Origin of the sequence: Pantoea sp. JV6 (assembly GCF_025910055.1) — a bacterium.
Classification (GTDB): Bacteria; Pseudomonadota; Gammaproteobacteria; order Enterobacterales; family Enterobacteriaceae; genus Pantoea; species Pantoea agglomerans.
This window is the reverse complement of the sequence record NZ_JAPCIM010000012.1, coordinates 225,599-252,316: the sequence shown is the minus strand read 5'-3', so window position 1 is coordinate 252,316 and position 26,718 is coordinate 225,599. Positions and strand designations below refer to the sequence as shown.

Here is a 26,718-nt window from a genome sequence, read left to right as displayed (position 1 = left end):
AGCACAAGTCTCACCGCAGCATACCGGAGCGCATGCCATGCAGGATCGTAACTTTGACGATCTCGCGGATAAATTTTCGCAAAATATTTACGGCACCACTAAAGGGAAGATACGCCAGGCCATCCTCTGGGATGAGCTGGAGAAGATACTACCCGGTCTGTCACCGCACCCGCTGTCGGTGCTGGATGCTGGCGGCGGTGTCGGCCAGGTCTCCAGCGGGCTTGCTGCGCAGGGCCATCAGGTTCTGCTGTGCGACCTGTCCAGCGAGATGCTGCGCCGGGCCGCGGAAAATGCAGCGGCACAGGGTGTGAGCCACAACATGCAATTCAGACAAATTAGCGCTCAGCAGGTGGGCGAACATTTGGATAAGCCGGTGGATCTGGTATTGTTCCACGCTGTGCTTGAGTGGGTCGCTGAACCGGAGAAGGTGCTGAAAGCGCTGTTCGATCTGCTGCGTCCGGGGGGCGTCATGTCGCTGATGTTTTACAATCTGCACGGCCTGACATTGCGCACCTTAACGCTGGGTAACTTCGGCTATCTGCGCACCAACCTGACCAAACGCAAAAAGCGAACGCTGTCGCCTGACTATCCGCGCGACCCCGAGCAGGTCTATCGCTGGCTGGAGGCGTGTGGCTTTGTGATTGAGCAGCGTGCCGGGATCCGGGTGTTCAGTGACTACATGAAGCCGCCGAAGGGCGAGCCAAAAAGCGACGACGAAATTATTGAGATGGAGCGGCGTTACTGCCGTCAGGAACCCTTTTTGAGCTTAGGGCGCTACATCCACGTGACCGCGCGTAAACCCGGGCAGAAGGACGAATTATGAGTGAATTTTCCCAGACGGTACCTGAACTGGTCTCCTGGGCGCGCAAAAATGACTTTTCCCTTGCGCTGCCAGTGGAACGTCTGGCCTTTTTGCTGGCTATCGCCACCCTCAACGGTGAGCGGATGGATGGCGAAATGAGCGAAGGCGATCTGATTGATGCTTTCCGTCACGTCAGTAAAGCTTTCGAACAAACCCATGAAACCGTGTTGGTTCGTGCCAACAACGCCATCAACGACATGGTGCGACAGCGCCTGCTCAACCGTTTTACCAGCGAAATCACGGAAGGCAATGCCATCTATCGCCTGACGCCGCTGGCGATCGGCATCACCGACTATTACATCCGCCAGCGTGAGTTCTCGACTCTGCGCCTGTCGATGCAGCTGTCGATTGTGGCCAATGAGCTTAAGCGGGCAGCCGATGCCGCGCAGGAAAATGGCGATGAGTTTCACTGGCACCGCAATGTTTTCGCGCCGCTGAAATATTCCGTGGCGGAGATCTTTGACAGCATCGATATGACCCAGCGTCTGATGGATGAACAGCAGCAGGCGGTTAAAAATGATATCGCCGAACTGCTGAATAAAGACTGGCGCGCGGCCATCTCCAGCTGTGAAATGCTGCTTTCTGAAACCTCAGGAACGCTGCGTGAACTGCAGGATACGCTGGAAGCCGCGGGCGACAAACTTCAGGAAAATCTGCTGCGCATTCAGGATGCCACGCTGGACAGTCCCGATCTGGGCTTCGTCGATAAGCTGGTGTTTGATCTGCAAAGCAAACTCGACCGTATTACCAGCTGGGGCCAGCAGGCGATTGACCTCTGGATCGGCTATGACCGCCACGTCCATAAATTTATTCGTACCGCCATCGACATGGATAAAAACCGCGTCTTTGCGCAGCGCCTGCGGGTATCGGTGCAGAATTACTTCGACGCGCCCTGGGCGCTAACCTATGCCAACGCCGACCGCCTGTATGACATGCGTGATGAGGCGCTGACGCTGCGTAACGACGAAGTGATGGGCGAACTGCCGCCGGAGATGGAGTACGAAGAGATCAACGAAATCCGCGAACAGCTGGCAGCGATGATTGAAGAAGCGCTGCAGGTCTACAAATCGCAACAAAAACCGCTCAACCTCGCGTCAGTGATGCGCGACTACCTGGCCCAGTATCCCCGAGCCCGCCATTTCGATCTGGCGCGTATTGTGGTGGATCAGGCGGTGCGCCTTGGCGTAGCGGAAGCTGATTTAGCCGGTTTGCCTGTGGAATGGCAAGCCATCAATGATTACGGAGCCAAGGTGCAGGCACATGTCATCGACAAATATTGAACAAGTGATGCCGGTTAAGCTGGCACAGGCACTGGCCAACCCGATTTTTCCCGCGCTGGACAGCCAGTTACGCGCCGGACGCCATATCGGTATCGAAGAGCTGGATAATCACGCTTTTCTGATGGACTACCAGTCGTTTCTCGAAGAGTTTTACAGCCGCTATAACGTTGAGTTAATCCGTGCGCCGGAAGGCTTTTTCTATCTGCGTCCGCGTTCAACCACGCTGATTCCGCGTTCCGTGCTCTCTGAACTGGACATGATGGTCGGGAAGATTCTCTGCTATCTCTATCTCAGCCCGGAACGACTGGCCAATGAAGGTATCTTCACCCAGCAGGAGTTGTACGACGAACTGCTCTCTCTGGCCGATGAGAACCGCCTGCTGAAGCTGGTCAACCAGCGTTCAACCGGTTCGGATCTGGATCGCACCAAACTGCAGGAGAAAGTGCGCGCCTCTCTGAGCCGCCTGCGTCGCCTTGGCATGGTGTGGTTTTTCGGCAATGACAGCAGCAAGTTCCGCATCACGGAATCGGTGTTCCGCTTTGGTGCCGACGTGCGCGGCGGTGATGACGCCCGTGAAGCGCAGCTTCGTCTGATTCGTGATGGCGAGGCCATGCTACTGGAAAACGCGACAGCACCGGTCGACACCGATGACGGTGAAGGGCAGGAAGGCGACGCGAGTGAGAACGCAGAGGAAGAACAGGCATGATTGAGCGCGGAAAGTTTCGTTCGCTTACGCTGATCAACTGGAACGGCTTTTTTGCCCGTACCTTTGATCTCGATGAATTAGTGACCACGCTGTCAGGCGGTAACGGTGCGGGTAAGTCCACCACGATGGCGGCATTTGTCACCGCGCTGATCCCCGATTTAACGCTGCTGCACTTCCGTAATACCACCGAAGCGGGCGCGACATCAGGATCCCGTGACAAGGGTCTGCACGGTAAACTGCGGGCTGGGGTCTGCTACTCCATGCTGGATGTGGTGAACTCACGCCATCAGCGTGTCGTGGTCGGTGTCCGTCTGCAACAGGTCGCCGGACGCGATAAAAAGGTCGATATCAAGCCATTCAGTATTCATGGCCTGCCCACCGACACCAACCCAACCGATATGCTGACGGAAGTGCTCAACAGCCGTCAGGCACGCGTATTACCGCTGAACGAAGTCAAAGAGCGGGTTGAGGCGCAGGAAGGGGTACAGTTCCGCGCCTATAACTCAGTCACCGATTATCACGCCATGCTGTTTGATCTTGGTGTGGTGCCGCGTCGTCTGCGCTCTGCCAGCGATCGCAGCAAGTTTTATCGTCTGATTGAAGCCTCGCTGTATGGCGGTATCTCCAGCGCCATCACCCGATCGCTGCGTGATTACCTGCTGCCTGAAAACAGTGGCGTGCGCAAAGCGTTCCAGGATATGGAAGCCGCGCTGCGCGAGAACCGCATGACGCTGGAGGCGATCCGCGTTACCCAGTCTGACCGCGATCTCTTCAAGCATCTGATCTCCGAGGCGACCAGCTACGTTTCGGCTGACTATATGCGCCACGCCAACGAGCGTCGGGGACACCTCGACAGCGCGTTACAGCTGCGCAGCGAGCTGTTCAGCAGCCGTAAGCAGCTCGCCACCGAGCAGTATCGTCATGTTGAGATGGCGCGCGAACTGGCTGAGCACAGTGGTGCAGAAAACGATCTTGAAGTCGATTATCAGGCTGCCAGCGATCACCTGAACCTGGTACAGACGGCGATGCGTCAGCAGGAGAAGATTGAGCGCTACGATGCGGATATCGAAGATCTGACGCTGCGGCTGGAAGAGCAGACCGAAGTGGTCGCCGAAGCGCGTGAAATTCAGGAAGAGAATGAAGCGCGGGCCGAAGCGGCTGAGCTGGAAGTGGATGAGCTGAAAAGCCAGCTGGCCGATTTCCAGCAGGCGCTCGACGTGCAGCAAACCCGCGCCATCCAGTATCAGCAGGCATTGCAGGCGCTGGAACGCGCCCGCACGCTCTGCCAGTTGCCCGATCTGAGCATTGACAATGCCGCCGAATGGCAGGAAAGCTTCCAGGCCAAAGAGGAAGAGGCGACAGAACGGTTGCTGCGCCTGGAGCAGAAGCTGAGCGTAGCGGAAGCAGCGCACAGTCAGTTTGAACAGGCGCTGGCGCTGGTGACCAGCATTGCCGGTGACGTGACCCGTCAGGACGCCTGGCAAACCGGCCGCGAACTGCTGCGTGATGCCAGCAACCAGCGTCATCACGCCGAACAGCTCTCGTCGCTGCGTCTGCGTCTGAATGAGCTGGAGCAGCGTCTGCGCGAGCAGCATGAGGCGGAGCGCCTGCTGGCGGAATTCTGCAAGCGTCAGGGGCAGCATTATGAAGCGGATGCGCTGGCAGGCCTGCAGCAGGAGCTTGAAGCACAGATTGAACAGCTGAACAGCAGCGTCTCCGACGCCGGTGAGCAGCGCATGATGATGCGCCAGGAGCTGGAGCAGCTGCGTGAACGCATCACCAGCCTGACCGCCCGTGCGCCACACTGGCTGGCGGCTCAGGAGATCCTGACCCAGCTTAGCGAGCAGACCGGCCAGGCGCTGAACAGCAGCCAGGACGTGACCGAATATATGCAGCAGCTGCTGGAGCGTGAGCGTGAAACCACCGTCGAGCGCGACGAAGTGGCCGCTCAAAAACGTGATATCGAGCGGCAGATTGAGCGGCTCAGCCAGCCGGGCGGTGCCGAAGATGCGCGCCTGACCCAGCTGGCAGAACGGTTTGGCGGCGTGTTGCTGTCAGAGATTTACGATGATGTAACGCTGGATGATGCGCCTTACTTCTCGGCGCTCTACGGTCCGTCGCGTCATGCGATTGTGGTGCCGGATCTCTCGCGCGTTCGTGAGTTGCTGGATGGTCTGGAAGAGTGTCCGGAAGATCTCTACCTGATCGAGGGTGATCCGCAGTCGTTCGATGACAGCGTCTTCAGCGTCGATGAACTGCAGAATGCGGTAGTGGTGAAGGTGGCAGAGCGTCAGTGGCGCTACTCCCGCTTCCCGAAAATACCGCTGTTTGGCCGCGCGGCGCGTGAGAATCAGCTGGAGCTGCTGCATCTTGAGCGCGATAAGCTGGCCGAACGCTACGCCACGCTGTCGTTCGACGTGCAGAAAACGCAGCGTCTGCATCAGTCATTCAGCCGCTTTATCGGCAGTCATCTGGCCGTCGCCTTTGACGCCGATCCGGAAGCGCAGATCCGTCAGCTCGGCGCGCGCCGGGGTGAGCTGGAGCGCGCGCTGAATCAGCATGAGAGCAACAATCAGCAGCAGCGTCAGCAGTATGAGCTGGCCAAAGAGGGCGTATCACAGTTAAACCGGCTGCTGCCACGCGTCAATCTGCTGCTGGACGACACGCTGGGCGATCGCTGTGAAGAGATCCGCGAGCAGGTCGATGCCGCACAGGAAGCGGCGCGCTTCCTGCATCAGCATGGCGCTAAGCTGGCGAAGCTGGAACCGATTATCGCCGTGCTGCAGAGCGATCCGGAACAGCATGAGCAGTTACAGGCTGATTATCAGCAGGCGCAGCAGCAGCAGCGTAATGCGCGTCAGCAGGCCTTTGCCCTGACAGAAGTGGTGCAGCGTCGCGCCCACTTCAGCTACGACGACTCGGCCAGTATGCTCAATGGCAACAACGACCTCAGCGATAAGCTACGCCAGCGTCTGGAGCAGGCTGAGGGCGAACGCAGCCGCAGTCGTGATCGCCTGCGTGAACATCAGGCGCAGCTGACGCAATACTCCCAGGTGCTGGCCTCGCTGAAAAGCGCCTATGACGCCAAGCGCGACATGCTGAAAGAGCTGCAGCAGGAGATGCAGGACATTGGCGTCCAGGCTGACAGCAGCGCGGAAGAACGTGCGCGCGTTCGCCGTGACGAGCTCTACACGGCACTGAGTCATAACCGCGCCCGCCGCAATCAGCTGGAGAAACAGCTTACCTTCTGCGAAGCGGAGATGGATAACCTGCAGAAGCGACTGCGTCAGCTGGAGCGTCAGTATCATCAGGTGCGCGAACAGGTGGTCAGCGCCAAAGCGGGCTGGTGTACCGTACTGCGTCTGGTGAAAGAGAATGGCGTTGAGCGTCGTCTGCATCGCCGTGAACTGGCCTACCTGAGCGGCGATGAGCTGCGCTCTATGTCGGATAAAGCGCTGGGTGCGCTGCGTCTGGCGGTGGCGGACAACGAACATCTGCGCGACGTGCTGCGACTCTCTGAAGATCCAAAACGTCCGGAACGTAAAATTCAGTTCTTTATTGCGGTTTATCAGCATCTGCGCGAGCGTATTCGTCAGGACATTATTCGGACTGACGATCCGGTCGAAGCGATTGAGCAGATGGAAATCGAGCTGAACCGTCTGACGGAAGAGCTGACGGCACGTGAGCAGATGCTGGCAATCAGTTCGCGCAGTGCGGCCAACATCATCCGTAAAACGATCCAGCGTGAACAGAACCGTATCCGCCAGCTCAACCAGGGCCTGCAGACCGTCAGCTTTGGTCAGGTACGCAGCGTGCGGCTCAACGTGAACGTGCGTGAAACCCACGCCATGCTGCTGGATACGCTGTCGGAAGAGCACGAGCAGCATCAGGATCTCTTTAACAGCAATCGCCTGACCTTCTCTGAGGCGCTGGCGAAGCTCTACCAGCGTCTTAATCCGCATATCGACATGGGGCAGCGTACGCCGCAGACCATCGGTGAGGAGCTGCTGGACTACCGCAACTATCTGGAGATGGAAGTGGAAGTCAATCGCGGTTCCGATGGCTGGCTGCGCGCAGAGAGCGGGGCGCTCTCAACCGGTGAAGCGATCGGTACCGGTATGTCCATTCTGGTGATGGTGGTGCAGAGCTGGGAAGAGGAGTCCCGTCGTCTGCGCGGCAAAGATATTTCGCCATGCCGACTGCTGTTCCTTGATGAAGCGGCCCGTCTGGATGCCCGCTCCATCGCCACGCTGTTTGAACTCTGTGAGCGACTGGAGATGCAGCTGGTGATTGCAGCACCGGAGAATATCAGTCCGGAAAAAGGCACGACCTACAAACTGGTGCGTAAGGTGTTTAATAACACCGAGCATGTGCATGTGGTCGGTCTGCGTGGTTTTGCTGCCGATCCTTCGCCGGTGCGGGCGGGAAGCGACGCAGATGCGCTGCCCGATTTAACCGCTGAAAATTCGCAGGCGGAAACGTAGTCAAAAACTGAACCATTCGTTAATCTGGTTACGGCATTTGTCGCATGAGGCAAATGCCGTTTTTGTTTGTATACTCACATGATGAGTCACGGCGCGGTCGCAGTGGATACAGGGAACACTGCGAAGTTGAAAAACAAGGGGGCAGGGATGTTGCTGGTAAAAAAATTAAATCATCATCGCGTTCTATCATTGTTAGCGCTGGCGCTAACCGTTGTTCCATTTACGCTACCGCAGGCCGCTGTTATCGCCGCTTTGCCCGGGACAACGCAGGCGGCTATCTCCGTTTCCGAAAGTCAGCAACGCATCCGGCAGGCGTTTTCCAGCGCCGATCAGCCGTTTTATCTGGCACCGCTGGCGACGCTCTATGCATCCCGCCATATGCAACCGCTCTGGCAGGATCCCCAGGCGATACAAAAATTTCAGCAGCAGCTGGCTGAAGTGGCGCTTTCTGGTGTTCAGCCACAGTTCACGCGCTGGATTGAGCGTCTGACTAACCCGGCGATCACCGGCTTTGCCCGGGATGTCGCGCTGTCCGATGCGATGCTGGGCTATCTGCAATTTGTTTCGAATGTGCCGACGCAGGGTGAAACCTGGCTTTACAGCAATGTTCCCTACCGGCTGACACAGCCGTCGGTGGCGGTCGTGAATCAGTGGCAGAACGCGGTCAATGCAGGATCGGGCAACACGTTTATTGCGTCACTGCAGCCGCAGCACCCGCAGTATCAGCCGATGCACGCCGCGCTGAAAACCCTGCTAGGTGATAAGCAGCCCTGGCCGCAGCTGAAAAGCAGTGAAACACTGCGTCCGGGACAGGTCAGTGACGATGTGCCGGCGCTGCGTGAAATCCTGCAGCGCAGCGGCATGTTAACGGCGCAGGTTAATGCACCTGCACCGGATGACGATGCGGTGCCGGTGGCCGCCTCACCAGTGACCCACAGCGACCAGCCGGTTGCGGTCAGCCCTTCTGCCGCGCCAGTCACCGATCTGTCCGCGCCTTCACTGCAATCGCCGGGTAACGTTCAGAGTCAGACGCTGGAAGGGAACACCGCCAATGTCTATGACGAGACGCTGGTGGCGGGTGTGAAGCGTTTCCAGCAGTGGCAGGGACTGGATGGCGACGGTGCTATCGGTGCCAGAACGCGGCAGTGGCTTAACGTCTCTCCGCAGATGCGTGCTTCGTTGCTGGCGCTGAACATTCAGCGACTGCGCCTGCTGCCGGACGATATGCACAACGGCATTATGGTGAACATCGCCAACTACTCGCTGATTTATTACAACAACGGCAACAAGATCCTCTCATCACGCGTCATCGTCGGGCGTCCCGATCGCAAAACGCCGTTGATGCGCAGCGCGCTCAATAATGTGGTGCTGAACCCGCCGTGGAATGTGCCAACCACGCTGGTGCGTAAAGATATCATTCCTAAAGTGAAGCAGGATCCGACCTATCTCTATAAGCATGGCTATACCCTGCTGTCGGGCTGGAGCGCTGACGCTGAAGTGATCGACCCCAGCATGATCGACTGGCGCATGGTCACCGCTTCATCGTTCCCCTATCGGTTGATTCAGGCACCGGGTGTGGCGAATGCGCTGGGCCGCTATAAATTTAATATGCCCAGCTCAGATGCGATCTATCTGCACGACACGCCGAACCACAACCTGTTCCAGCGCGATATCCGCGCGCTCAGCTCAGGCTGCGTCCGGGTAAATAAAGCGTCGGAACTGGCAGGCTTATTACTGCAGGACGCGGGCTGGAACGATGCCCGCATCTCCAGTACGTTAAAAGAGGGTGACACCCGCTACGTGCCCATTCGGCATCGTATTCCGGTCAATCTCTATTATCTGACGGCGTGGGTCGCTGATGATGGCAAACCACAGTTCCGCACAGATATTTACAATTATGATGACACCGCGCGTTCGGGCAGCCAGGCTTTGAGTCGGGCTGAGCAATTGCTGCTCTAGTGATTGATTTTAAATCGTTAGCGGCGGGCCGGTTATTCAGAAAAATGTTATCAAATGGCGATTCCTGCAGGGATCGCCACGCAAACAGGTTGCAGATGGGTTGACGCTCTACTGAGAGAAAGTTATGGTTCGGGCTGTGCGCTTTTTGCACATTTCTATGGCTTCACTCTCAGGTAAATCGTTACATGTCTACTATTGATTCTTTTCGTCGCAAACTACTGCTGTGCGGTAGCGCCGCCGCCGGTCTGGCATTATTACCCGCTTCTGCAAGGGCCTCGCTTTCTACCTCTCGCCCGCGTGTATTGATGCTTAATAATCTTCATACCGGTGAAACCCTTAAAACTGAGTTTTTTAATGGTAAGAGTTACGACAAGGATGAGTTGTCACGATTAAATCACTTTTTCCGTGACTATCGCGCCAATAAAGTGAAAAGCATCGATCCGCACCTGTTTGATCAAATCTTCCGGCTGCAGGCGCTGCTGGGAATGCGTAAACCGATACAGCTGGTTTCGGGCTACCGTTCACTGGCAACCAACAACATGTTACGTGAGAGCGGTCCTGGGGTGGCAAAGCACAGCTATCACACCAAAGGCCAGGCAATGGATTTCCATATCGAAGGGGTTTCTCTGGCCAATGTACGCAAAGCGGCGTTATCTCTGCGTGCGGGTGGTGTAGGATATTATCCCCGCAGTAACTTTGTACATATTGATACCGGGCCGATCAGGCACTGGTAATGACACCGGCAACGCTGCGTGAGCCGGTCATGGAGCGTTATGAATTACCACATTATTCCTGTTACCGCGTTTGCCCAGAATTGTTCAGTTATCTGGTGCGAGTCTACTCGTGAAGCCGCGCTGGTTGATCCAGGCGGCGATGCCGATCTGATCAAAGAGACGCTGGAACAACGCCAGCTTAAACCTTCCCGGATTCTGCTGACCCATGGGCACCTTGATCACGTCGGGGCTGCCGTCGAGCTGGCTGCCTTCTGGCAGATTCCGATTGTCGGACCACAAAAGCGTGATGCATTCTGGCTGGAGGCGCTGCCTACCCAGAGCCGGATGTTCGGACTTGATGAGTGCGCGCCTTTTACCCCAGATCGCTGGCTGGAAGAGGGGGAGAGCGTACAGGTAGGGCTGACCACGCTGGAAGTGCTGCATTGTCCGGGCCATTCGCCTGGCCACGTGGTGCTCTTCGATCGGCCAGGACGGTTACTGATTTCAGGTGACGTGATTTTTAATGGTGGTGTGGGACGCACAGACTTCCCGCAGGGCGATCATCAGCAGTTAATCAATGCTATCCGCACGAAACTGCTGCCGCTGGGCGATGATGTCACTTTTCTGCCCGGTCACGGCCCGATTTCTACGCTGGGGCATGAACGCATCAGTAATCCTTTCCTGCAATAAAAAATGGGCCAGCAGGCCCATTTTTCAATTCGGTCATCCTGCTTACAGCACGGCGACAATCGCTTCGCACAGCGCCGACATATTGTCTGGCGTCATGCCCGCCACATTCACCCGCCCTGAGTTCACCGCGTAGACGCCAAACTCTTCACGCAGGCGAATGACCTGCTCTTTGGTTAAGCCACTGAACGAGAACATGCCGTTCTGCTTAATAATAAAGCTGAAGTCGCGCTGTGCGCCTTTCTCCGCCAGCGTGTTTACGAAGAGCTGGCGCATGCGCTGAATGCGCTGACGCATGTCCGACAGCTCCTGCTCCCAGATGGTACGCAGGGTATCGTTGCCCAGAATTGTGGCGACGATGGCGGCGCCATGTGCCGGCGGATTGGAGTAGTTCGCGCGAATGGTGTACTTCACCTGACTGAACGCGGTATCTGCCACGCTCGCTTCGGCGGCAACCAGCGTGATGGCACCGACACGCTCGTTATACAGGCCAAAATTCTTGGAGTAAGAGCTGGCGACGATCAGTTCCTGATGCGAGGCGGCAAAAATACGCAAGCCTTCTGCATCTTCCTCCAGACCACGGGCAAAACCCTGGTAAGCGAAGTCGAACAACGGCAGCCAGCCATTGGCCTGTGACAGCTGCGCCAGCTGTTGCCACTGCTCGGCGGTCGGGTCGATACCGGTCGGGTTATGGCAGCAGCCATGGAACAGCACCACGTCGCCTGGCTGAACCTGTTTCAGTGACGCCAGCATACCATCGAAATCGAGCGTATGGTTTGCAGCGTCATAATAGTGGTATTCACAGACTTCAAGACCGGCAGCATTGAACACATTGTTGTGATTCGGCCAACTCGGATTGCTGATCCAGACCCGCTTCACCGAGGTTTGCGTGGCGAGGAAATCGGCTGCAACGCGTAGCGCGCCTGTACCACCCGGTGTCTGAGCCGTGCGAGCGCGGCCAGCGGTGATTAGCGGGCTCTGGTTGCCGAACAGCAGGGCCTGTGTGCAACGGGCAAAATCAGCCAGACCATCAATACTGAGATAGTTTTTGGTGGTTTCATTTTCCAGCAGATATTGCTCAGCTTTTTTAACACTGGTCAGCACCGGGGTCTTGCCGGTTTCGTCTTTATAGACGCCAATGCCCAGATTGATTTTTTCCGGGCGGTCGTCAGCACGAAACAGATCGGCCAGCCCAAGAATAGGATCGGCGGGTGCAGCAGAGATCGATTCAAACATGTGTCAGGTCCATTAGCGTGAACTTTAGCGAAAAGAGCTCTCAGGTTAGCGTCCGGCCAGTCAAATGCCAACCGTTTGCGAGACAAATTCATACATTTTGTAGTGTGGATTGCGTGACGGGGAAAGGTAGTGATTAAAGCGCGGTAAAGGCGCGAGGAAAAACGCACCTGTTGGGAATAGCAGCCATAAAAAAACGGGGCCGTAGCCCCGTTTTTCAACATGTTTAAGCAGGATTAGAACTGGTAAACCAGGCCTACACCAACCACGTCGTCTGTATTGATACCCAGTGGGTTGTTGTCATCCAGCTGGTTGATTTTGTAATCAACATAGGTAGACATGTTTTTGTTGAAGTAGTAAGTCGCGCCAACGTCGATGTATTTAATCAGGTCAGCATCGCCCACGCCTTCAATATCTTTGCCTTTAGACTGAACGTAGGCAATGGATGGACGCAGACCGAAGTCGAACTGATACTGTGCAACCAACTCAATGTTCTGAGCTTTGTTTGCGAACGCTGTAAAGTCACCTGAGTTGATAGGTGTAGAGTTGCGAGTCTCACCATACATCGCAGCTAAATAGACATTGTTGGCATCATATTTCAGAGCGGTTGCCCAGTTTTCAGCACGTTTACCTTCGCCAACACCAGTACCTACGTTGGTATTGGTATCGGTATTACGTACTGTACCAGCAGACTGCGCATTAGTACGGTCGCTGCTGCTATACGCTGCAGCGAAGCCTACACCGATTGGAGATACGTAAGTGGTTGAAACACCGTAGCCATCACCGTTCGCACGACGGATGTCTGCACGATCATTTTTACCCTGATACTGAGCAGCAAAGTCCCAGCCATCAACCAGGCCAAAGAAATTGGTGTTACGGTAGGTCAGCAGGCCGGTGCTACGACCATTCATGAAGTTATCTGAGTATCCTGAGTCGCCACCGAACTCTGGCAGCATATCGGTCCAGCCGATTGCATCGTAAACCACACCGTAGTTACGGCCGTAGTCAATTGAGCCAGCGTCGCCGAATTTCAGACCGGCAAAGCCCAGACGGGTTTTGTTGCCATCTTGCGCGTCAGAACTACCTTCAGAGTTGTTCGCCTGAATGTTGTATTCCCACTGACCGTAACCGGTCATCTGGTCATTGATCTGGGTTTCGCCTTTGAAGCCGAAACGAACATATGACTGGTCGCCATTGTTGCTATCGTCATCTGAAAAATAGTGCAGGCCAACAGCTTTACCGTACAGGTCCAGTTTGTTGCCGTCTTTGTTATAGATTTCTGCAGCGTTTGCTGCGCCGGCGGCTAACAGAGCAGGGATAACCACTGCAAGAATATTGCGCTTCATCATTATTCATTACCCTCATTGGAGTTATTTGTACACCTGCCACTGCCGTCAAGAAACCTTTACGGGAACCCTGAACGAAGTTTGGTGTCTTCCTGTGTCTGCACGCATCTTTCCATCCCACCCGCCGTAATTCTAGCGCTTAAATGCTACTAAACTCGTAATCTTGTTTCAGTAAGAAAATATGTATTACAAAATGTAAAAAACACGGAACTTTGTGAGAGAACTCAAAATTTACAAAAATAAAAAAAGGCCGGCAGTGCCGACCTCGTTATATATATGAATTTCTTATATTTAATGCCGAATATCAGAAACTCGCGTTGCGTGGGGTGCGCGGGAAGGGGATGACGTCCCTGACATTTTGTACGCCGGTGACATAGGCGATTAAACGTTCAAAGCCTAATCCAAAGCCAGAATGTGGCACGGTACCGTAGCGACGCAGGTCACGATACCACCAGTAATCTTCTTTATTCAGACCCATCTCTTCCAGACGCGCATCCAGGACATCCAGACGTTCTTCACGCTGTGAACCGCCAATGATCTCACCAATGCCTGGCGCCAGAACATCCATCGCCGCCACGGTTTTGCCATCGTCATTCAGGCGCATATAGAACGCTTTAATGTCTTTCGGATAGTTTTTCACCACCACCGGCGCTTTAAAGTGTTTCTCCGCCAGGTAACGCTCATGCTCAGAGGAGAGGTCAATACCCCAGGAAACCGGGTTTTCGAAGGTCTGACCGCAGTTCATCAGGATCTCAACCGCATCGGCGTAATCCACCTGCGCGAAATCGGTGGTGATGAAACGCTGCAGGCGCTCAACCGCCTCTTTATCTACCCGCTCAGCAAAGAAGGCCATGTCATCGGCACGCTCTTCCAGCACCGCGTTGAAGACATACTTCAGCATTGATTCGGCCAGTGCAGCGGCATCATCCAGTGAGGCAAAAGCGATTTCCGGCTCCAGCATCCAGAATTCCGCCAGATGGCGGCTGGTGTTGGAGTTCTCTGCGCGGAACGTCGGACCGAAGGTGTAGATCTTCGACAGGGCGCTGGCATAGGTTTCGCCATTCAGCTGACCTGAAACGGTCAGGAACGCCTCTTTACCAAAGAAATCTTCGCTGAAGTCAACTTTGCCCTGATCGTTACGCGGCAGGTTTTCCATATCCAGCGTAGAGACACGGAACATTTCGCCGGCACCTTCGGTATCGGAGGCGGTAATCAGCGGCGTCGAGACCCAGAAATAGCCATTTTCATGGAAGAAGCGATGCAGCGCCTGCGCCAGGGTGTGACGAACGCGGGCGACCGCGCCAATCAGGTTGGTACGCGGACGCAGGTGAGCGACTTCGCGCAGATACTCGATGCTGTGGCGTTTCGCCGCCATCGGGTAGCTGTCGGGATCTTCCACCCAGCCTACGACTTCCAGGCTGGTCGCCTGAATCTCAAACGCCTGGCCCTGACCCGGTGAGGCCACCACTTTACCGGTGACGATAACGGAACAGCCCGTGGTCAGACGCAGCACTTCATCCTGATAATTATTCAGAGAATTATTGACGACAGCCTGAACGGGATTAAAGCAGGAGCCGTCATAGACAGCGATGAAGGAAAGACCGGCTTTGGAATCTCTTCGGGTACGCACCCAACCACGTACGGTGACTTCACTGTCAACCGCGACGCGACCGTGCAGTACGTCCGCTACAGGCACTACGCTCATAAATATCTCTCTATATAGAAGAAGTGAGTAAAAAAGTTGCCCCATCCGGGGTTTTGCTATGTTACTTGCGAGTCTTCAGGAAACAAGCAAAATTCAGGGGGAAAGCAGATTTATTACAGCAGAGGCGGGGCGTATCAACGCCCCGATAAGAAGAGGATTAACTCGCTTTTTTCACCAGCGGCAGATCAAAAGCTTTACGCAGGGCCCTGACAAAGGCTTTATCCTGGCAGATGGTTTTTCCCGGGCTGTCTGAGAGTTTCGCCACCGGCTTGCCATTGCACTGCACCAGTTTGATAACGATGTTCAGTGGCGTCACGCCCGGAATATCGCAGGTGAGGCGGGTTCCGATGCCGAACACCACGTTCGTCCGCTGGCCAAAGTGGCGGTAAAGCGCCAGCGCTTTGTCGAGATTCAGGTTGTCAGAAAAGACCAGGTGTTTGCTTTGCGGATCGATACCCAGCTTCTGGTAGTGGGCGAGGGCTTTCTCGCCCCATTCGACCGGATCGCCGGAGTCGTGGCGCAGTCCCTGGTAGCGGCGGGCAAACACCGGACCGAAATCACGCAGAAAGGCGTCCATAGCGATGCAATCGGTCAGGGCGATGCCCAGCTTATCGTCATACTCATCCAGCCACGCCTGTAACGCCGCGCGCTGGCTGTTGGCCAGTACCGGACTGATCTGCTGGAAGGCCTGGAACCACTCATGCGCCTGTGTTCCCACCGGCGTCAGTGACAAACGGCGCGCCAGATCATAGTTACTGGTGCCAATCAGCCACGGAAATTCCTGTTTCAGCGTTGAGACGATCGACTGCTGCACATCCTGCGAATAGCGACGACGGGTGCCGAAATCCATCAGGCGGAAGCGTGACATATCAAGGTCAGCCACCTGGGCTTTAAAGTCGCCGAGTTTCTGATGTAAATGGTCAAGTGCCTGCTGAGTGGTGACCTGTGGCGTGCGATGACGATGCACAATCTCACTGATCAGCGCCAGCAGCGGCACCTCCCACATGATCACTTCGCGCCACGGCCCCTGAATACGGAGTTCCAGCTTGCCATGGTGATTGCGCACCTCAACCTGATCCGGGTTATAGCGGAACTGGCGTAACCAGCTGAGGTAATCCTGCCGGAAGAAGGGAAGGTGAGACAACCAGGTCGCTTCATCATCAGTCAGCGCCAGGTGTTGCATTGCGGTTATCGCGTCACGAATTTCGTCAGCGTAGAGACCCAGCAGTTCGTCGCCGCGGCAGCGAAACTCCGCCGCCACCGTTATGTCATGATAGCGGTGGAAAACGGCCTGCTGCATATGGAGCTTATAGGCGTCCGTATCCAGCAGCGAGGTCAGTATCGGGGAAGCATGTCCTGTCATGGCGCGTTTCAGCATCCTGTTCGGTGGCGCAGAGCCCGGTGTTGTACACAGTCATAAAGACGCAAAAGTATAATTCACTATCTGAAGCCGATCACAGCATATTTCAGACGGGCGGGTCGAGGCCAATCTGTGCCATTGTTAACAAAGTGTAGCCATTTCACCCTTTAGGTGCATTGTGCGTGGCAAGCTTGTAGTAACAAGCTTAGACTTTGCCGGTAAACTTATAACAACGCGAGACGCAATATGACGCAACAGCCCCAAATCAAGTATCGCCACGACTACCGTGCGCCTGAGTACACCATCACCGATATCGATTTAACTTTTGAACTGGATGCGTCCACCACCCGCGTAACGGCCATCAGCCAGGTTAAACGGCTGGGCGACAGCCAGGCTGAGCTGCGACTGGACGGCGAAGCGTTAACGCTGATTGCGCTGGAGGTCGACGGGCAAGCCTGGACGGCCTTCCGTGAAGAAGAGGGCGCACTGGTCATCAGCCAGCTGCCGGAAAGCTTCACCCTGAAAATTATTAACGATATTCATCCGGACCAGAACACCGCGCTGGAAGGGCTGTATAAATCGGGCGAGGCGCTCTGCACCCAATGTGAGGCTGAAGGCTTCCGTCATATTACCTGGTATCTCGATCGCCCCGACGTGCTGGCGCGCTTTACCACCACCATCTATGCCGACGGTGAGCGTTATCCATTCCTGCTCTCCAACGGTAACCGCATTGACAGCGGCCGGGATGAGCAGGGTCGCAGCTGGGTGAAGTGGCAGGATCCGTTCCCGAAACCCTGCTACCTGTTTGCGCTGGTGGCGGGCGATTTCGACGTGCTACGCGACAGCTTCACCACCCGTTCAGGACGTGATGTGGCGCTGGAGATCTTCGTCGATCGCGGTAACCTCGACCGTGCCGACTGGGCGATGACCTCGCTAAAAAACAGCATGAAGTGGGATGAAGAGCGTTTCGGTCTGGAGTATGACCTCGACATCTTTATGATCGTGGCGGTGGACTTCTTCAACATGGGCGCCATGGAGAACAAAGGCCTTAACGTCTTCAATGCCAAATATGTGCTGGCTAAAGCGGAAACGGCGACGGACAAAGATTACCTGGGCATTGAAGCGGTTATCGGTCACGAATATTTCCATAACTGGACCGGTAACCGCGTGACCTGCCGCGACTGGTTCCAGCTCAGCCTGAAAGAGGGACTGACAGTGTTCCGCGATCAGGAGTTCAGCTCTGATCTGGGCTCACGCGCGGTGAACCGCATTGATAACGTGCGTATCGTACGCGGTGCGCAGTTCGCCGAAGATGCCAGCCCGATGGCACACCCGATCCGTCCGGATCAGGTCATCGAGATGAACAACTTCTATACCCTGACGGTGTATGAAAAAGGGTCAGAAGTGATCCGTATGATGCACACCCTGCTGGGTGAAGAGAATTTCCAGAAGGGCATGAAGCTCTATTTTGATCGCCACGACGGCAGCGCCGCCACCTGTGATGATTTTGTTCAGGCGATGGAAGATGCCTCGAATGTTGACCTGTCGCAGTTCCGCCGCTGGTACAGCCAGTCCGGTACGCCAGTGCTGACGGTGCGCGACGATTACAACCCGGAGCTGGAGCAGTATACGCTGCACGTCACGCAGCACACGCCTGCGACTGCCGATCAGAAAGAGAAGCTGCCGCTGCATATCCCGCTGGATATTGAACTCTACGATGGCGAAGGCAAGGTGATCCCGCTGCAGAATAATGGTCATCCGGTACATCATGTGCTGAATGTCACCGAGGAGTTCCAGACCTTTATTTTCGATAATGTCTACTTCCAGCCAGTGCCGTCGCTGCTGCGCGAATTCTCTGCCCCGGTGAAGCTTGATTACAAATGGAGTGATGCTCAGCTCACCTTCCTGATGCGTCATGCACGCAACGACTTCTCCCGCTGGGATGCGGCTCAGAGCCTGCTGGCGACCTATATCCGTCTGAATGTTGCCCGCTATCAGCAGGGCCAGCATCTGTCACTGCCGCTGCATGTGGCCGATGCCTTCCGTGCGGTGCTGCTGGATACCGACTGCGACCCGGCACTGACCGCGCTGATTCTGACGCTGCCGTCGGAAAATGAGATTGCCGAGCTGTTTGATACTATCGATCCGCAGGCGATTGCGCTGGTGCGTGACGCGCTGCAACGCACGCTGGCACGCGAACTGGCCGATGAGTTTTTTGCGATCTACAACGCCAATCAGCAGCCTGAATACCGCGTGGAGCATGACGCGATAGGTCAGCGCAGCCTGAAAAATATCTGCCTGACCTATCTCGCCTTCAGCGATGCGCAGCTGGCGGATAAACTGGTGCAGACGCAGTATCACCAGGCGACCAACATGACCGATGCGCTGGCGGCGCTTTCTGCTGCTGTTGCGGCACAGTTACCGTGCCGTGATGCGCTGCTGGCAGCTTACGATGAGCGCTGGCATCAGGATGGTCTGGTGATGGACAAATGGTTTGTGCTGCAGGCGACCAGTCCGGCCGCTAACGTGATGCGCAATGTGCGTCAGCTTCTGAATCATCGCTCCTTCACCATGAGTAATCCGAACCGTGTTCGCTCGCTGGTGGGTGCCTTTGCCTCGGCTAACCCTGCCGCCTTCCATGCTAAAGATGGCAGCGGGTACAAGTTCCTGGTGGAGATGCTTACCGACCTTAACACCCGCAATCCGCAGGTTGCGGCGCGGATGGTGGAGCCGCTGATTCGCCTGAAACGTTATGACGAAGGCCGTCAGGCGATGATGCGCCAGGCGCTGGAGCAGCTGCTGGAGCTGGATAAACTCTCTGGCGACCTCTACGAGAAAATTACCCGGGCACTGAACGCCTGATAATTAAAAAGGGGAGTGTCTGAGACACTCCCCTTTTTTCAGCGCTGCTGCGCGTAACGAACCGGCTGCGGTCGTTCCGTACGCTGCATGACCCGATCCAGTACCTCCGCTTCCAGCTCGGCCAGCCGCGCCGATCCGCGACGGCGGGGACGGGGCAGATCCACCAGCAGATCCAGCCCGATCTGACCCTCTTCGATCAACAGCACGCGATCTGCCATCACCACCGCTTCACTGACATCATGCGTGACCAGCAGCACGGTAAAGTGATGCTGCTGCCACAGTGACTCAATCAATCCCTGCATCTCAATGCGGGTCAGGGCATCCAGCGCCCCCAGCGGTTCATCCAGCAGCAGTAAACCGGGCCGGTGGATCAGCGCTCTGGCCAGTGCGACGCGCTGTTTCTGGCCGCCGGAGAGGGCGGCTGGCCACTCATCAGCCCGATCGGCGAGGCCTACCGCCGCCAGTGCATCCAGCGCCGCGCTGCGCCATTCGCGTCCGCGCAGACCCAGCCCGACGTTATCGATCACTTTTTTCCACGGCAGCAGTCGCGCATCCTGAAACATCAGGCGGGTATCTTCACGAGCCGACTGCAGCGGCGCATTGCCTGCCAGCAGTTCACCGCTGGAGCTCTGTTCGAGACCGGCCAGCAGGCGCAGCAGCGTGCTTTTGCCACAGCCGCTGCGACCCACCACCGCCACAAACTGACCTGAGGGAATATGCAGGTCAATCTTATTCAGAATGGTGCGGCTGCCATACTGTTTACTGACGCCGTTAACGCCAACCGGGGTGCCGGTGTTCAGGCGCGCCGGTGAGAGAGTCTGGCTCATGCGTTCTCCTCCTTCAGTTGATAAGCGGGATGCCAGCGCAGCCAGACACGTTCAAGCAACAACGCGGCGACATCCGCCAGTTTGCCGAGCAGGGCGTAAAGAATAATGGCGACCACCACCACATCGGTCTGCAGGAATTCACGCGCGTTCATGGCCAGATAGCCGATACCCGCGTTGGCAGAGATGGTCTCTGCGACAATCAGCGTCAGCCACATCAGGCCCAGCGCGAAACGCACGCCGACCATAATATTGGGCAGCGCGCCGGGCAGGATCACCTGAATAAACAGGCTCCAGCCGGAAAGGCCATAGCTGCGCGCCATCTCAACGAGCCCGCGATCGATGTTGCGGATGCCGTGATAAGTATTCAGGTAGATCGGGAACAGCGTACCCAGCGCCACCAGAAAGATCTTGGCGGACTCATCAATACCGAACCAGAGGATTACCAGCGGGATCAGCGCCAGATGCGGCACATTGCGCAGCATCTGTACCGAGGTATCCAGCAGTCGTTCACCGGTTCTGGAGGTGCCGGTAATCAGCCCGAGTAGCAGGCCGATAGAGCCGCCGATACTGAAGCCGATCAACGCCCGCCAGCTACTGATCGCCAGATGCTGCCAGAGTTCACCACTGGCGGTCAGCTGCCAGAAGGTGGTCACAATTTTCTCCGGTGCGGGCAGAATACGGGTCGACAACCAGCCGGTTTGCGAGGCAATCTGCCACACCACGACCAGCAGCGTCGGCAGCAGCCAGGGCACCAGCGTATCAGCAAGGCGTTTTCGGGTTCTGGTCATCATGCTCTCCTCAGCCCCGGGCGACTTTTTTCTCAGGGGTAAAATCGTTGGCTACCGCTTCACCGTGTGCCTGAACCACGCGCGGCTGGGGCACCAGTGGAATCTGCAGATCAAGATGCGGGAACAGCAGTTCGCCGACGCGATAAGCCTCTTCCAGGTGCGGATAACCCGACAGGATAAAGGTCTCAATGCCCAGCGCTTCATACTCTTTGATGCGAGCGGCCACGGTCGGGCCATCGCCGACCAGCGCGGTCCCGGCTCCGCTGCGCACCAGGCCGACGCCTGCCCACAGGTTAGGGCTGATTTCGAGCTTGTCGCGGCGACCGCCATGCAGTGCGGCCATCCGGCGCTGCCCCACAGAATCTGCCCGCTGGAACGCCGCCTGCGCTTTCGCGATGGTGGCGTCATCCACATTGGCAATCAGTTTGTCTGCGGCCTGCCAGGCCTCTTCATTGGTTTCACGCACGATCACATGCAGACGGATGCCGAACCGGACGGTGCGTCCCTGGGCTGCCGCTTTCGCACGCACCTGATCAATCTTCTCTTTAACCTGCGCAGGGGGTTCGCCCCAGGTGAGGTAAACATCGACCTGTTCGGCCGCCAGCTCCTGGGCGGGTTCAGAAGAGCCGCCAAACCACAGCGGGGGACGAGGCTGCTGCACCGGTTTAAACATCAGACGCGCACCGCGAACCTTCACGTGCTTGCCTTCATAATCGACGGTTTCGCCTTCCAGCACCCGGCGCCAGACGCGGGTAAACTCGGCGGATTCCGCGTAACGCTCGCGGTGATCGAGAAACACGCCGTCGCCCGCCAGCTCTTCCGGATCGCCGCCGGTCACCAGATTAAACAGCGCACGTCCGTTAGAAAGACGGTCCAGCGTGGCGGCCTGACGCGCTGCCTGGGTTGGTGAAATCACCCCAGGACGCAACGCCACCAGGAATCGCAGGCGCTGCGTCACCGGAATCAGCGAGGCGGCAACCAGCCAGGCATCTTCACAGGAGCGGCCGGTCGGGATCAGTACGCCGCCAAAGCCAAGGCGGTCAGCGGCCTGCGCCACCTGTTGCAGGTAGGCGTGATCAACCGGTCGCGCCCCTTCGGCAGTACCAAGATAGTGGCCGTCGCCATGCGTCGGCAGGAACCAGAAAATGGATACGCTCATTGTTGCTCCTTATTGCGTCACGGTATGCGGATGCCAGATGCGATCCTGAATCGTCACTTTTACTGGCAAGAGATGATTGGCATAGAACAGGTCAGCGGTGCGCTGCTGGGCGGCCGCGGTTTCGGCACTGACCGGCGAAATGCGGGTTGGCGGCCGATGGCTGAGGTAGCTGGCGATAACCGGTTCGGGCAAGCCCATCGCCTGCGCCAGTAACGTGGTGCTCTGCTGACGCTGGCTGATTGTCAGCGCGTCAGCAGTGCTGAAGGTGTCGAGCACCTGCTGAATAAACGCGCCATGGGCTTCGGCGTAGCTGCGGGTCGCTAAATAAAAGGAGCCGGTCAGGTTAAGGGAGCTGCCATCAATCAGCAGGCGCGAATTCCCCTGCAGCATCACCGATGAATAGTATGGGTCCCAGATTGCCCAGGCATCAACGTCACCCTGCTGGAAGGCGGCGCGCGCATCGGCGGGGGTGAGATAGACCGGCGTGATGTCTTTAAAGGTCAGACCCGCCTGCTGTAAGGCGCGCAGCAGTAAGTTGTGAGAGCTGGAGCCTTTCTGGAAAGCCACTTTCTTGCCTTTCAGATCCGCAACCTGTTTCAGCGGGCTGCTTTTTGGCACCAGAATCACTTCCGCTTTGGGTTTTGGCGGCTCCGCGCCGACATAGAGCAGATCCGCGCCCGCGGCCTGGGCAAACAGCGGGGGAAGATCACCGGTACTGCCCAGGTCGATACTGTTGATATTCAGCGCTTCCAGCATTTGTGGGCCTGCAGGAAACTCGATCCACTTAATCCGGGTATGGGGAAAACGCTTCTCCAGTAACTGATGTGACTTCGCCAGCACCATGCTGACCGAACCTTTTTGATAGCCGATGCGAATCTCAGACGGATCGGATTCGGCGGCCTGTACCTGAAGGCCGGCCAGCAGAAGTCCGGCCACCAGCCACTTTCCTAATCTCAGCTTCATCGATCGCTTCCTTATACCGCTTGCGCAACGGGATGGTGGTGACGGGTCAGTGCCAGCCAGAAGGCGGAGACGGCCTCATCCAGGCGCTGTGACAGTGAATCCTGCAGTTCGGGCTGACGGTCGTAATGACTGATCTGATGATCCTCGGCATAAACACCATGCAGGATCTCCTGCGCCTTTAAGGCGTTGAGCACCGGCTTCAGGGCGTAGTCCAGCGCCAGCATATGACCGGCACTGCCGCCGCTGGCCAGCGGTAAAACGACTTTGTGTTCCAGTGCGCGTTCAGGCAGCAGATCGAGCAGCGTCTTCAGCGCACCCGAAAACGACGCTTTATAGATAGGTGTCGCAATAATCAGTCCATCAGCCGAAGCCAGATCGTCACGCAGGGCGAGAAGCGCAGGTGCATCAAAACGCGCATTGATTAAATCGTCAGGCTGAAAGTTGTGAATATTCCACGGAATGACTTCAATACCACGCGCCTCCAGCTTGTGCTGACACAGCGTCAGCAGTGAGGTTGAGCGGGAGGGGAATCGTGGGCTGCCTGCCAGCGTAATAACTCGCATCATCACTCCTTATAACTAAAAGTTATTGATTATCAAATGTTGAGAACTTATGCCTTCATACTGTCAGAGCAGGGGAGTGGGCTTAAATGATTTATCCGGCAAAGTAAGGGTGAAATCTGCAAATAGAAGGCGTTGCGACAGATGTCAGCATCGCCGCTTCCGATAATTCTTAAATTATGTGTCGGCAGCGGAACAATTCATTAAGGGGCATGATACGAGATCGTCAAAATGTGTCGGTTGAGCAGAAAAAATATCTTTCGTCTGATTGCTTAATCATTTTTTCTGAGAGTGGCGCGGCGCATAAAGCGCAACGGCTGACAAAATAGCGCTGCGAAGCAGCACAGAATCAGCTTATCTGCGGCAGCCTCTGCCAAAGATTAAGATTTATTGCAGAAAGCAAACTGTAATAATAATGAAGGAATGCTGAACTTATTCATCGTTTCAGATGTTCGCTTACAGATTTCTGAATCTGGTTACGTCTGCTTTGCAGGGCTAATTTAAATCGATCCTCAACGGTTTTAACATTACTGCGGGCTATAGATGCACTTTCGTTAAGAGTGATGCTCACATTAAACATTAAGATGATTTTTACGGCTGGTCTTTTTTCGCATTACAGGTTTAAGATAATCGGGCTCAATGAAAGCAATCATGATAATCGCGCCTTACTCTTTTCGACGTTTCGCCTCTGGTCAGAACCTGCATCAGGCAGGTGAATCGTATTGTCATTTTCTAACAGCAGAGAATTGCATATGTCTGACATCCTGTTATCCGTTATTATTCCAACCTACAATGTTGAGAAATATATTGTAGAGTGCGTCGATTCGTTATTACGCCAGGTTAAAGCGCCCAATGAAATAATCATTGTGAATGATGGATCTACTGATGGAACATTAGCCTTAATTGAACAGAATTATGCACACCTTTCTCAGGTGAAAGTGATCACCATTGAAAATGGCGGCCTCGGCAATGCACGGGACACCGGCATTGCACTGGCAAAGGGTCAGTTTCTCTTTTTCTGTGACCCGGATGATGTCGTGGTTGATGGCCTCGTCACTGAGCTGGCAATGGTGGCGGAGAAGCATCCTGAAACGGATCTTTTCTGTTTTAACTCCTGCGTCTATGAAGATGGCCACATTGATATCACCTCGCCAAAAGTGAAGCATGACCAGTTTGGCCAGCAGAAACCACAGGAGGTTTTTCTGCGCCTGCTGCGTAATGGCAGATATACCTCTGCCGTCTGGAATTACGCCTTAAGAAAAAGCGTCATTGAACAGCATAAGTTGCGCTTTGTACGTCGGGTTCATGAAGACCACAACTTTACGCTCTCCGTGTTTATGAAATGCCAGCACGCATGGGTCAGCCGTCAGGTCTATTATAAGCAGCGCATCCGCAGTGGTTCACTGACCAACAGTACCAAAGGCAATGAGTTTTTCTATCAGCGCTATGACGCTTTTATGCATGCTTATAATACGTTAACCAGTTCGCTCCCTAAATCAGCCTGGCGTAGTTCGCTGGAAAAATCTTATTTACTTCACTCGTTCCGTCTGATGATCTATTTGTCTCTCTATAATAAAACGCCGGTGCCGGAATATGTCTGTAATGCCATTCGCTTTATGGGTCGTAATGTAAAATCAGAAAATCTTAAAGAGTGGTTGTTGTTTAATCGCCCGGAGCTCTTTATTGCGCTGCAGCACTACAAGGTTAAAAAAGAGCTCAAGCGCGCAGCCTGATTCTGAAAAATTTTTAGCGATATTGTTTATGCCTTAGCGAAATGAGAAGGTGAGACATGCAATGTGTATAAGGTTGTTGCGACATGGCAAAAGTACTCGATAAAAGTCTGGTTATTAATATTTTCTCGCTGCTGGCTTACCGTGGCGCATCGTTTCTGTTTCCGCTGGCCACGCTGCCCTATCTTGCCCGCGTTCTGGGTGTAGAGCAGATGGGTACGCTGGCGCTGGCGATCGCCTGCGTCCTCTATTGCAGCACCATCTCCGACTGGGGATTCAATGTCTTTACCACCAAAGATATTGCTCACCATCGTGATGACAAAGAACGCGTCAGCCAGCTCTTCTGGTCAACATTCAACGCCAAGCTGATGCTGCTGGTGGTCACCAGCGGCACGCTGCTGACCGCGACCTGGTTCAATCCCTCCTGGCACCCTCTGTTCTTCATCATTCTGGCGAACTGCACCACGCTGGTCGGCTCGCTGTTTTCATTCGGCTGGCTGATGCAGGGCTTTGAGAAGCTGGGTAAGACGGCGATGATCGCCACCTTCGGTAACTTCTGTGCGATTCCGCTGACCTTTTTGCTGGTGAAATCTCCGCAGGATACCTGGCTGGCTGCCCTGATCCCTGGCGCGGTCTCCATTATCAGCGCGGCGATTACGCTGAAGTTTGTGCTGGAGATGAAAGTCATAGGCCGCTACCGCTTTGAACCGCGCGAAATCAAACAGCGCATCACCGACAGCATGGATGTGTTTATCGCCATCGCCGGTGCTAACCTTTTCAACAGCGTCAACGTGGTGATTCTCGCCACCTTTGCTTCGACTTATATGGTCGGGATCTACAACGGCGCCGATCGCCTGCGTAAAGCGGCCAACTCTGTGCCGGAGCAGATCGGCAGCGCCTTCTTCCCGCGCGTCAGCCACCTGTTCGGCCGGGATAAACGGGCCGCGATTGCGGCGACACGCAAAAGCCTGCTGCTGTCGTTTTCCCTGAGTCTGTCGATTGTAATCTTCACCTGGTTTTTTGCTGACCTGGTGGTCTCAATATTGCTGGGTAAAGACTTTATCCCGTCAGCGGATGTGCTGCGCGTCTTTGTGCTCTGCTTCCTGTTTGGCAACATTGCCTACCCGGCTGGATTACAGATTCTGATCCCACATGGTCTGGCCCGCCAGCGTATGTGGGTGATGATGGCCGCTGGTGTGGTTAACGTGCCGCTCTGCTGTTTCCTGGCGTGGAAGTTTGGCGCAATCGGTGCCGCATGGTCGATGGTCGGGGCTGAAGCGTTCGTCTGTCTCGGTATTTTTGGCATCATGCAACGTCACGGCATCCTGCGGGAATATCTGTTTCCCTCTGAGGTGAAAAATCACCCCGTAAACGATTCCGCCGCGTAAGATCAAAGCATTTTCAGATAGTTTTATGCATCCCCGCTGTTCGATTTACTTTTGCGCCAGAGCACTTTACCATTCTGGCGCACAATTTCCCGTGCACCGACTTTCA

The 26,718-nt window shown here is 55.6% G+C and carries 19 protein-coding genes; 10 read left to right on the top strand and 9 right to left on the bottom strand.

Annotated features, from left to right (window positions below):
* Positions 1 to 37: 37 nt before the first annotated feature.
* The 7 genes from cmoM (at position 38) to OK412_RS11445 (ending at position 10,694) form a co-directional block, all read left to right on the top strand.
* Positions 38 to 823, top strand: a complete 786-nt coding sequence (gene cmoM / locus OK412_RS11475) for a tRNA uridine 5-oxyacetic acid(34) methyltransferase CmoM (protein WP_010669764.1) — start codon at positions 38 to 40, stop codon at positions 821 to 823.
* The gene (gene mukF, locus OK412_RS11470; RefSeq protein WP_010254963.1) at positions 820 to 2,142 is read left to right on the top strand and encodes a chromosome partition protein MukF; all 1,323 of its coding nucleotides are present in this window, start codon (positions 820 to 822) and stop codon (positions 2,140 to 2,142) included. Before cmoM ends, mukF begins: the two co-directional genes overlap by 4 nt.
* A complete protein-coding gene (gene mukE / locus OK412_RS11465; RefSeq protein ID WP_010669765.1) occupies positions 2,123 to 2,848 on the top strand; it encodes a chromosome partition protein MukE in 726 nt (241 codons plus the stop codon). Before mukF ends, mukE begins: the two co-directional genes overlap by 20 nt.
* Positions 2,845 to 7,332 carry a chromosome partition protein MukB gene (gene mukB, locus OK412_RS11460; RefSeq protein WP_264353182.1) on the top strand — a complete coding sequence of 1,496 codons (4,488 nt, stop codon included), beginning with the start codon at positions 2,845 to 2,847 and terminating at the stop codon, positions 7,330 to 7,332. The genes mukE and mukB overlap by 4 nt, the downstream gene beginning before the upstream one ends.
* 147 nt (positions 7,333 to 7,479) lie before the next feature.
* Complete coding sequence (ldtD, locus tag OK412_RS11455; protein WP_010254970.1) at positions 7,480 to 9,291, top strand: L,D-transpeptidase; 1,812 nt, start codon at positions 7,480 to 7,482, stop codon at positions 9,289 to 9,291.
* 185 nt (positions 9,292 to 9,476) lie between these two features.
* Positions 9,477 to 10,025 carry a YcbK family protein gene (locus OK412_RS11450; protein ID WP_010254972.1) on the top strand — a complete coding sequence of 183 codons (549 nt, stop codon included), beginning with the start codon at positions 9,477 to 9,479 and terminating at the stop codon, positions 10,023 to 10,025.
* A 39-nt stretch (positions 10,026 to 10,064) separates the two neighbouring features.
* Positions 10,065 to 10,694 carry an MBL fold metallo-hydrolase gene (locus OK412_RS11445; protein WP_264353181.1) on the top strand — a complete coding sequence of 210 codons (630 nt, stop codon included), beginning with the start codon at positions 10,065 to 10,067 and terminating at the stop codon, positions 10,692 to 10,694.
* Positions 10,695 to 10,736: 42 nt separating this feature from the next.
* Here the strand turns inward: OK412_RS11445 and OK412_RS11440 are convergent, their stop codons facing one another.
* The 4 genes from OK412_RS11440 to pncB all read right to left on the bottom strand — a co-directional run bounded on the left by OK412_RS11440 (position 10,737) and on the right by pncB (position 16,338).
* On the bottom strand, positions 10,737 to 11,927 hold the full coding sequence (locus tag OK412_RS11440; protein ID WP_083068540.1) for an amino acid aminotransferase: 1,191 nt from the start codon (positions 11,925 to 11,927) through the stop codon (positions 10,737 to 10,739).
* A gap of 233 nt (positions 11,928 to 12,160) precedes the next feature.
* Entirely contained in the window at positions 12,161 to 13,273 is a 1,113-nt protein-coding gene (ompF, locus tag OK412_RS11435) for a porin OmpF (protein WP_033757163.1), read from the bottom strand.
* 301 nt (positions 13,274 to 13,574) lie between these two features.
* Positions 13,575 to 14,975 carry an asparagine--tRNA ligase gene (gene asnS / locus OK412_RS11430; RefSeq protein WP_264353180.1) on the bottom strand — a complete coding sequence of 467 codons (1,401 nt, stop codon included), beginning with the start codon at positions 14,973 to 14,975 and terminating at the stop codon, positions 13,575 to 13,577.
* 157 nt (positions 14,976 to 15,132) lie between these two features.
* Positions 15,133 to 16,338, bottom strand: coding sequence for a nicotinate phosphoribosyltransferase (pncB, locus tag OK412_RS11425; protein WP_010669771.1), 1,206 nt, complete (start codon positions 16,336 to 16,338; stop codon positions 15,133 to 15,135).
* A gap of 243 nt (positions 16,339 to 16,581) precedes the next feature.
* Between pncB and pepN the strand changes: the two genes are divergently transcribed.
* Positions 16,582 to 19,197 carry an aminopeptidase N gene (pepN, locus tag OK412_RS11420; protein WP_033766848.1) on the top strand — a complete coding sequence of 872 codons (2,616 nt, stop codon included), beginning with the start codon at positions 16,582 to 16,584 and terminating at the stop codon, positions 19,195 to 19,197.
* A 38-nt stretch (positions 19,198 to 19,235) separates the two neighbouring features.
* Here pepN and ssuB read toward each other — a convergent pair whose 3' ends face one another.
* The 5 genes from ssuB to ssuE are packed head-to-tail and all read right to left on the bottom strand — an operon-like array spanning position 19,236 to position 23,497.
* A complete protein-coding gene (gene ssuB, locus OK412_RS11415; RefSeq protein ID WP_010254985.1) occupies positions 19,236 to 20,024 on the bottom strand; it encodes an aliphatic sulfonates ABC transporter ATP-binding protein in 789 nt (262 codons plus the stop codon).
* Positions 20,021 to 20,812, bottom strand: a complete 792-nt coding sequence (gene ssuC / locus OK412_RS11410) for an aliphatic sulfonate ABC transporter permease SsuC (RefSeq protein ID WP_010254987.1) — start codon at positions 20,810 to 20,812, stop codon at positions 20,021 to 20,023. The genes ssuB and ssuC overlap by 4 nt, the downstream gene beginning before the upstream one ends.
* Positions 20,813 to 20,822: 10 nt before the next feature.
* Complete coding sequence (ssuD, locus tag OK412_RS11405; protein WP_033757171.1) at positions 20,823 to 21,971, bottom strand: FMNH2-dependent alkanesulfonate monooxygenase; 1,149 nt, start codon at positions 21,969 to 21,971, stop codon at positions 20,823 to 20,825.
* Positions 21,972 to 21,980: 9 nt separating this feature from the next.
* A complete protein-coding gene (locus OK412_RS11400; RefSeq protein WP_258992360.1) occupies positions 21,981 to 22,934 on the bottom strand; it encodes a sulfonate ABC transporter substrate-binding protein in 954 nt (317 codons plus the stop codon).
* Between the two features lie 11 nt (positions 22,935 to 22,945).
* Complete coding sequence (gene ssuE, locus OK412_RS11395) at positions 22,946 to 23,497, bottom strand: NADPH-dependent FMN reductase (protein WP_010254991.1); 552 nt, start codon at positions 23,495 to 23,497, stop codon at positions 22,946 to 22,948.
* A gap of 749 nt (positions 23,498 to 24,246) precedes the next feature.
* Here ssuE and OK412_RS11390 point away from each other — a divergent pair.
* Entirely contained in the window at positions 24,247 to 25,227 is a 981-nt protein-coding gene (locus OK412_RS11390) for a glycosyltransferase family 2 protein (RefSeq protein ID WP_052270875.1), read from the top strand.
* An 83-nt stretch (positions 25,228 to 25,310) separates the two neighbouring features.
* Positions 25,311 to 26,612, top strand: coding sequence for a flippase (locus tag OK412_RS11385; RefSeq protein WP_264353179.1), 1,302 nt, complete (start codon positions 25,311 to 25,313; stop codon positions 26,610 to 26,612).
* The last annotated feature ends 106 nt before the right edge of the window (positions 26,613 to 26,718 follow it).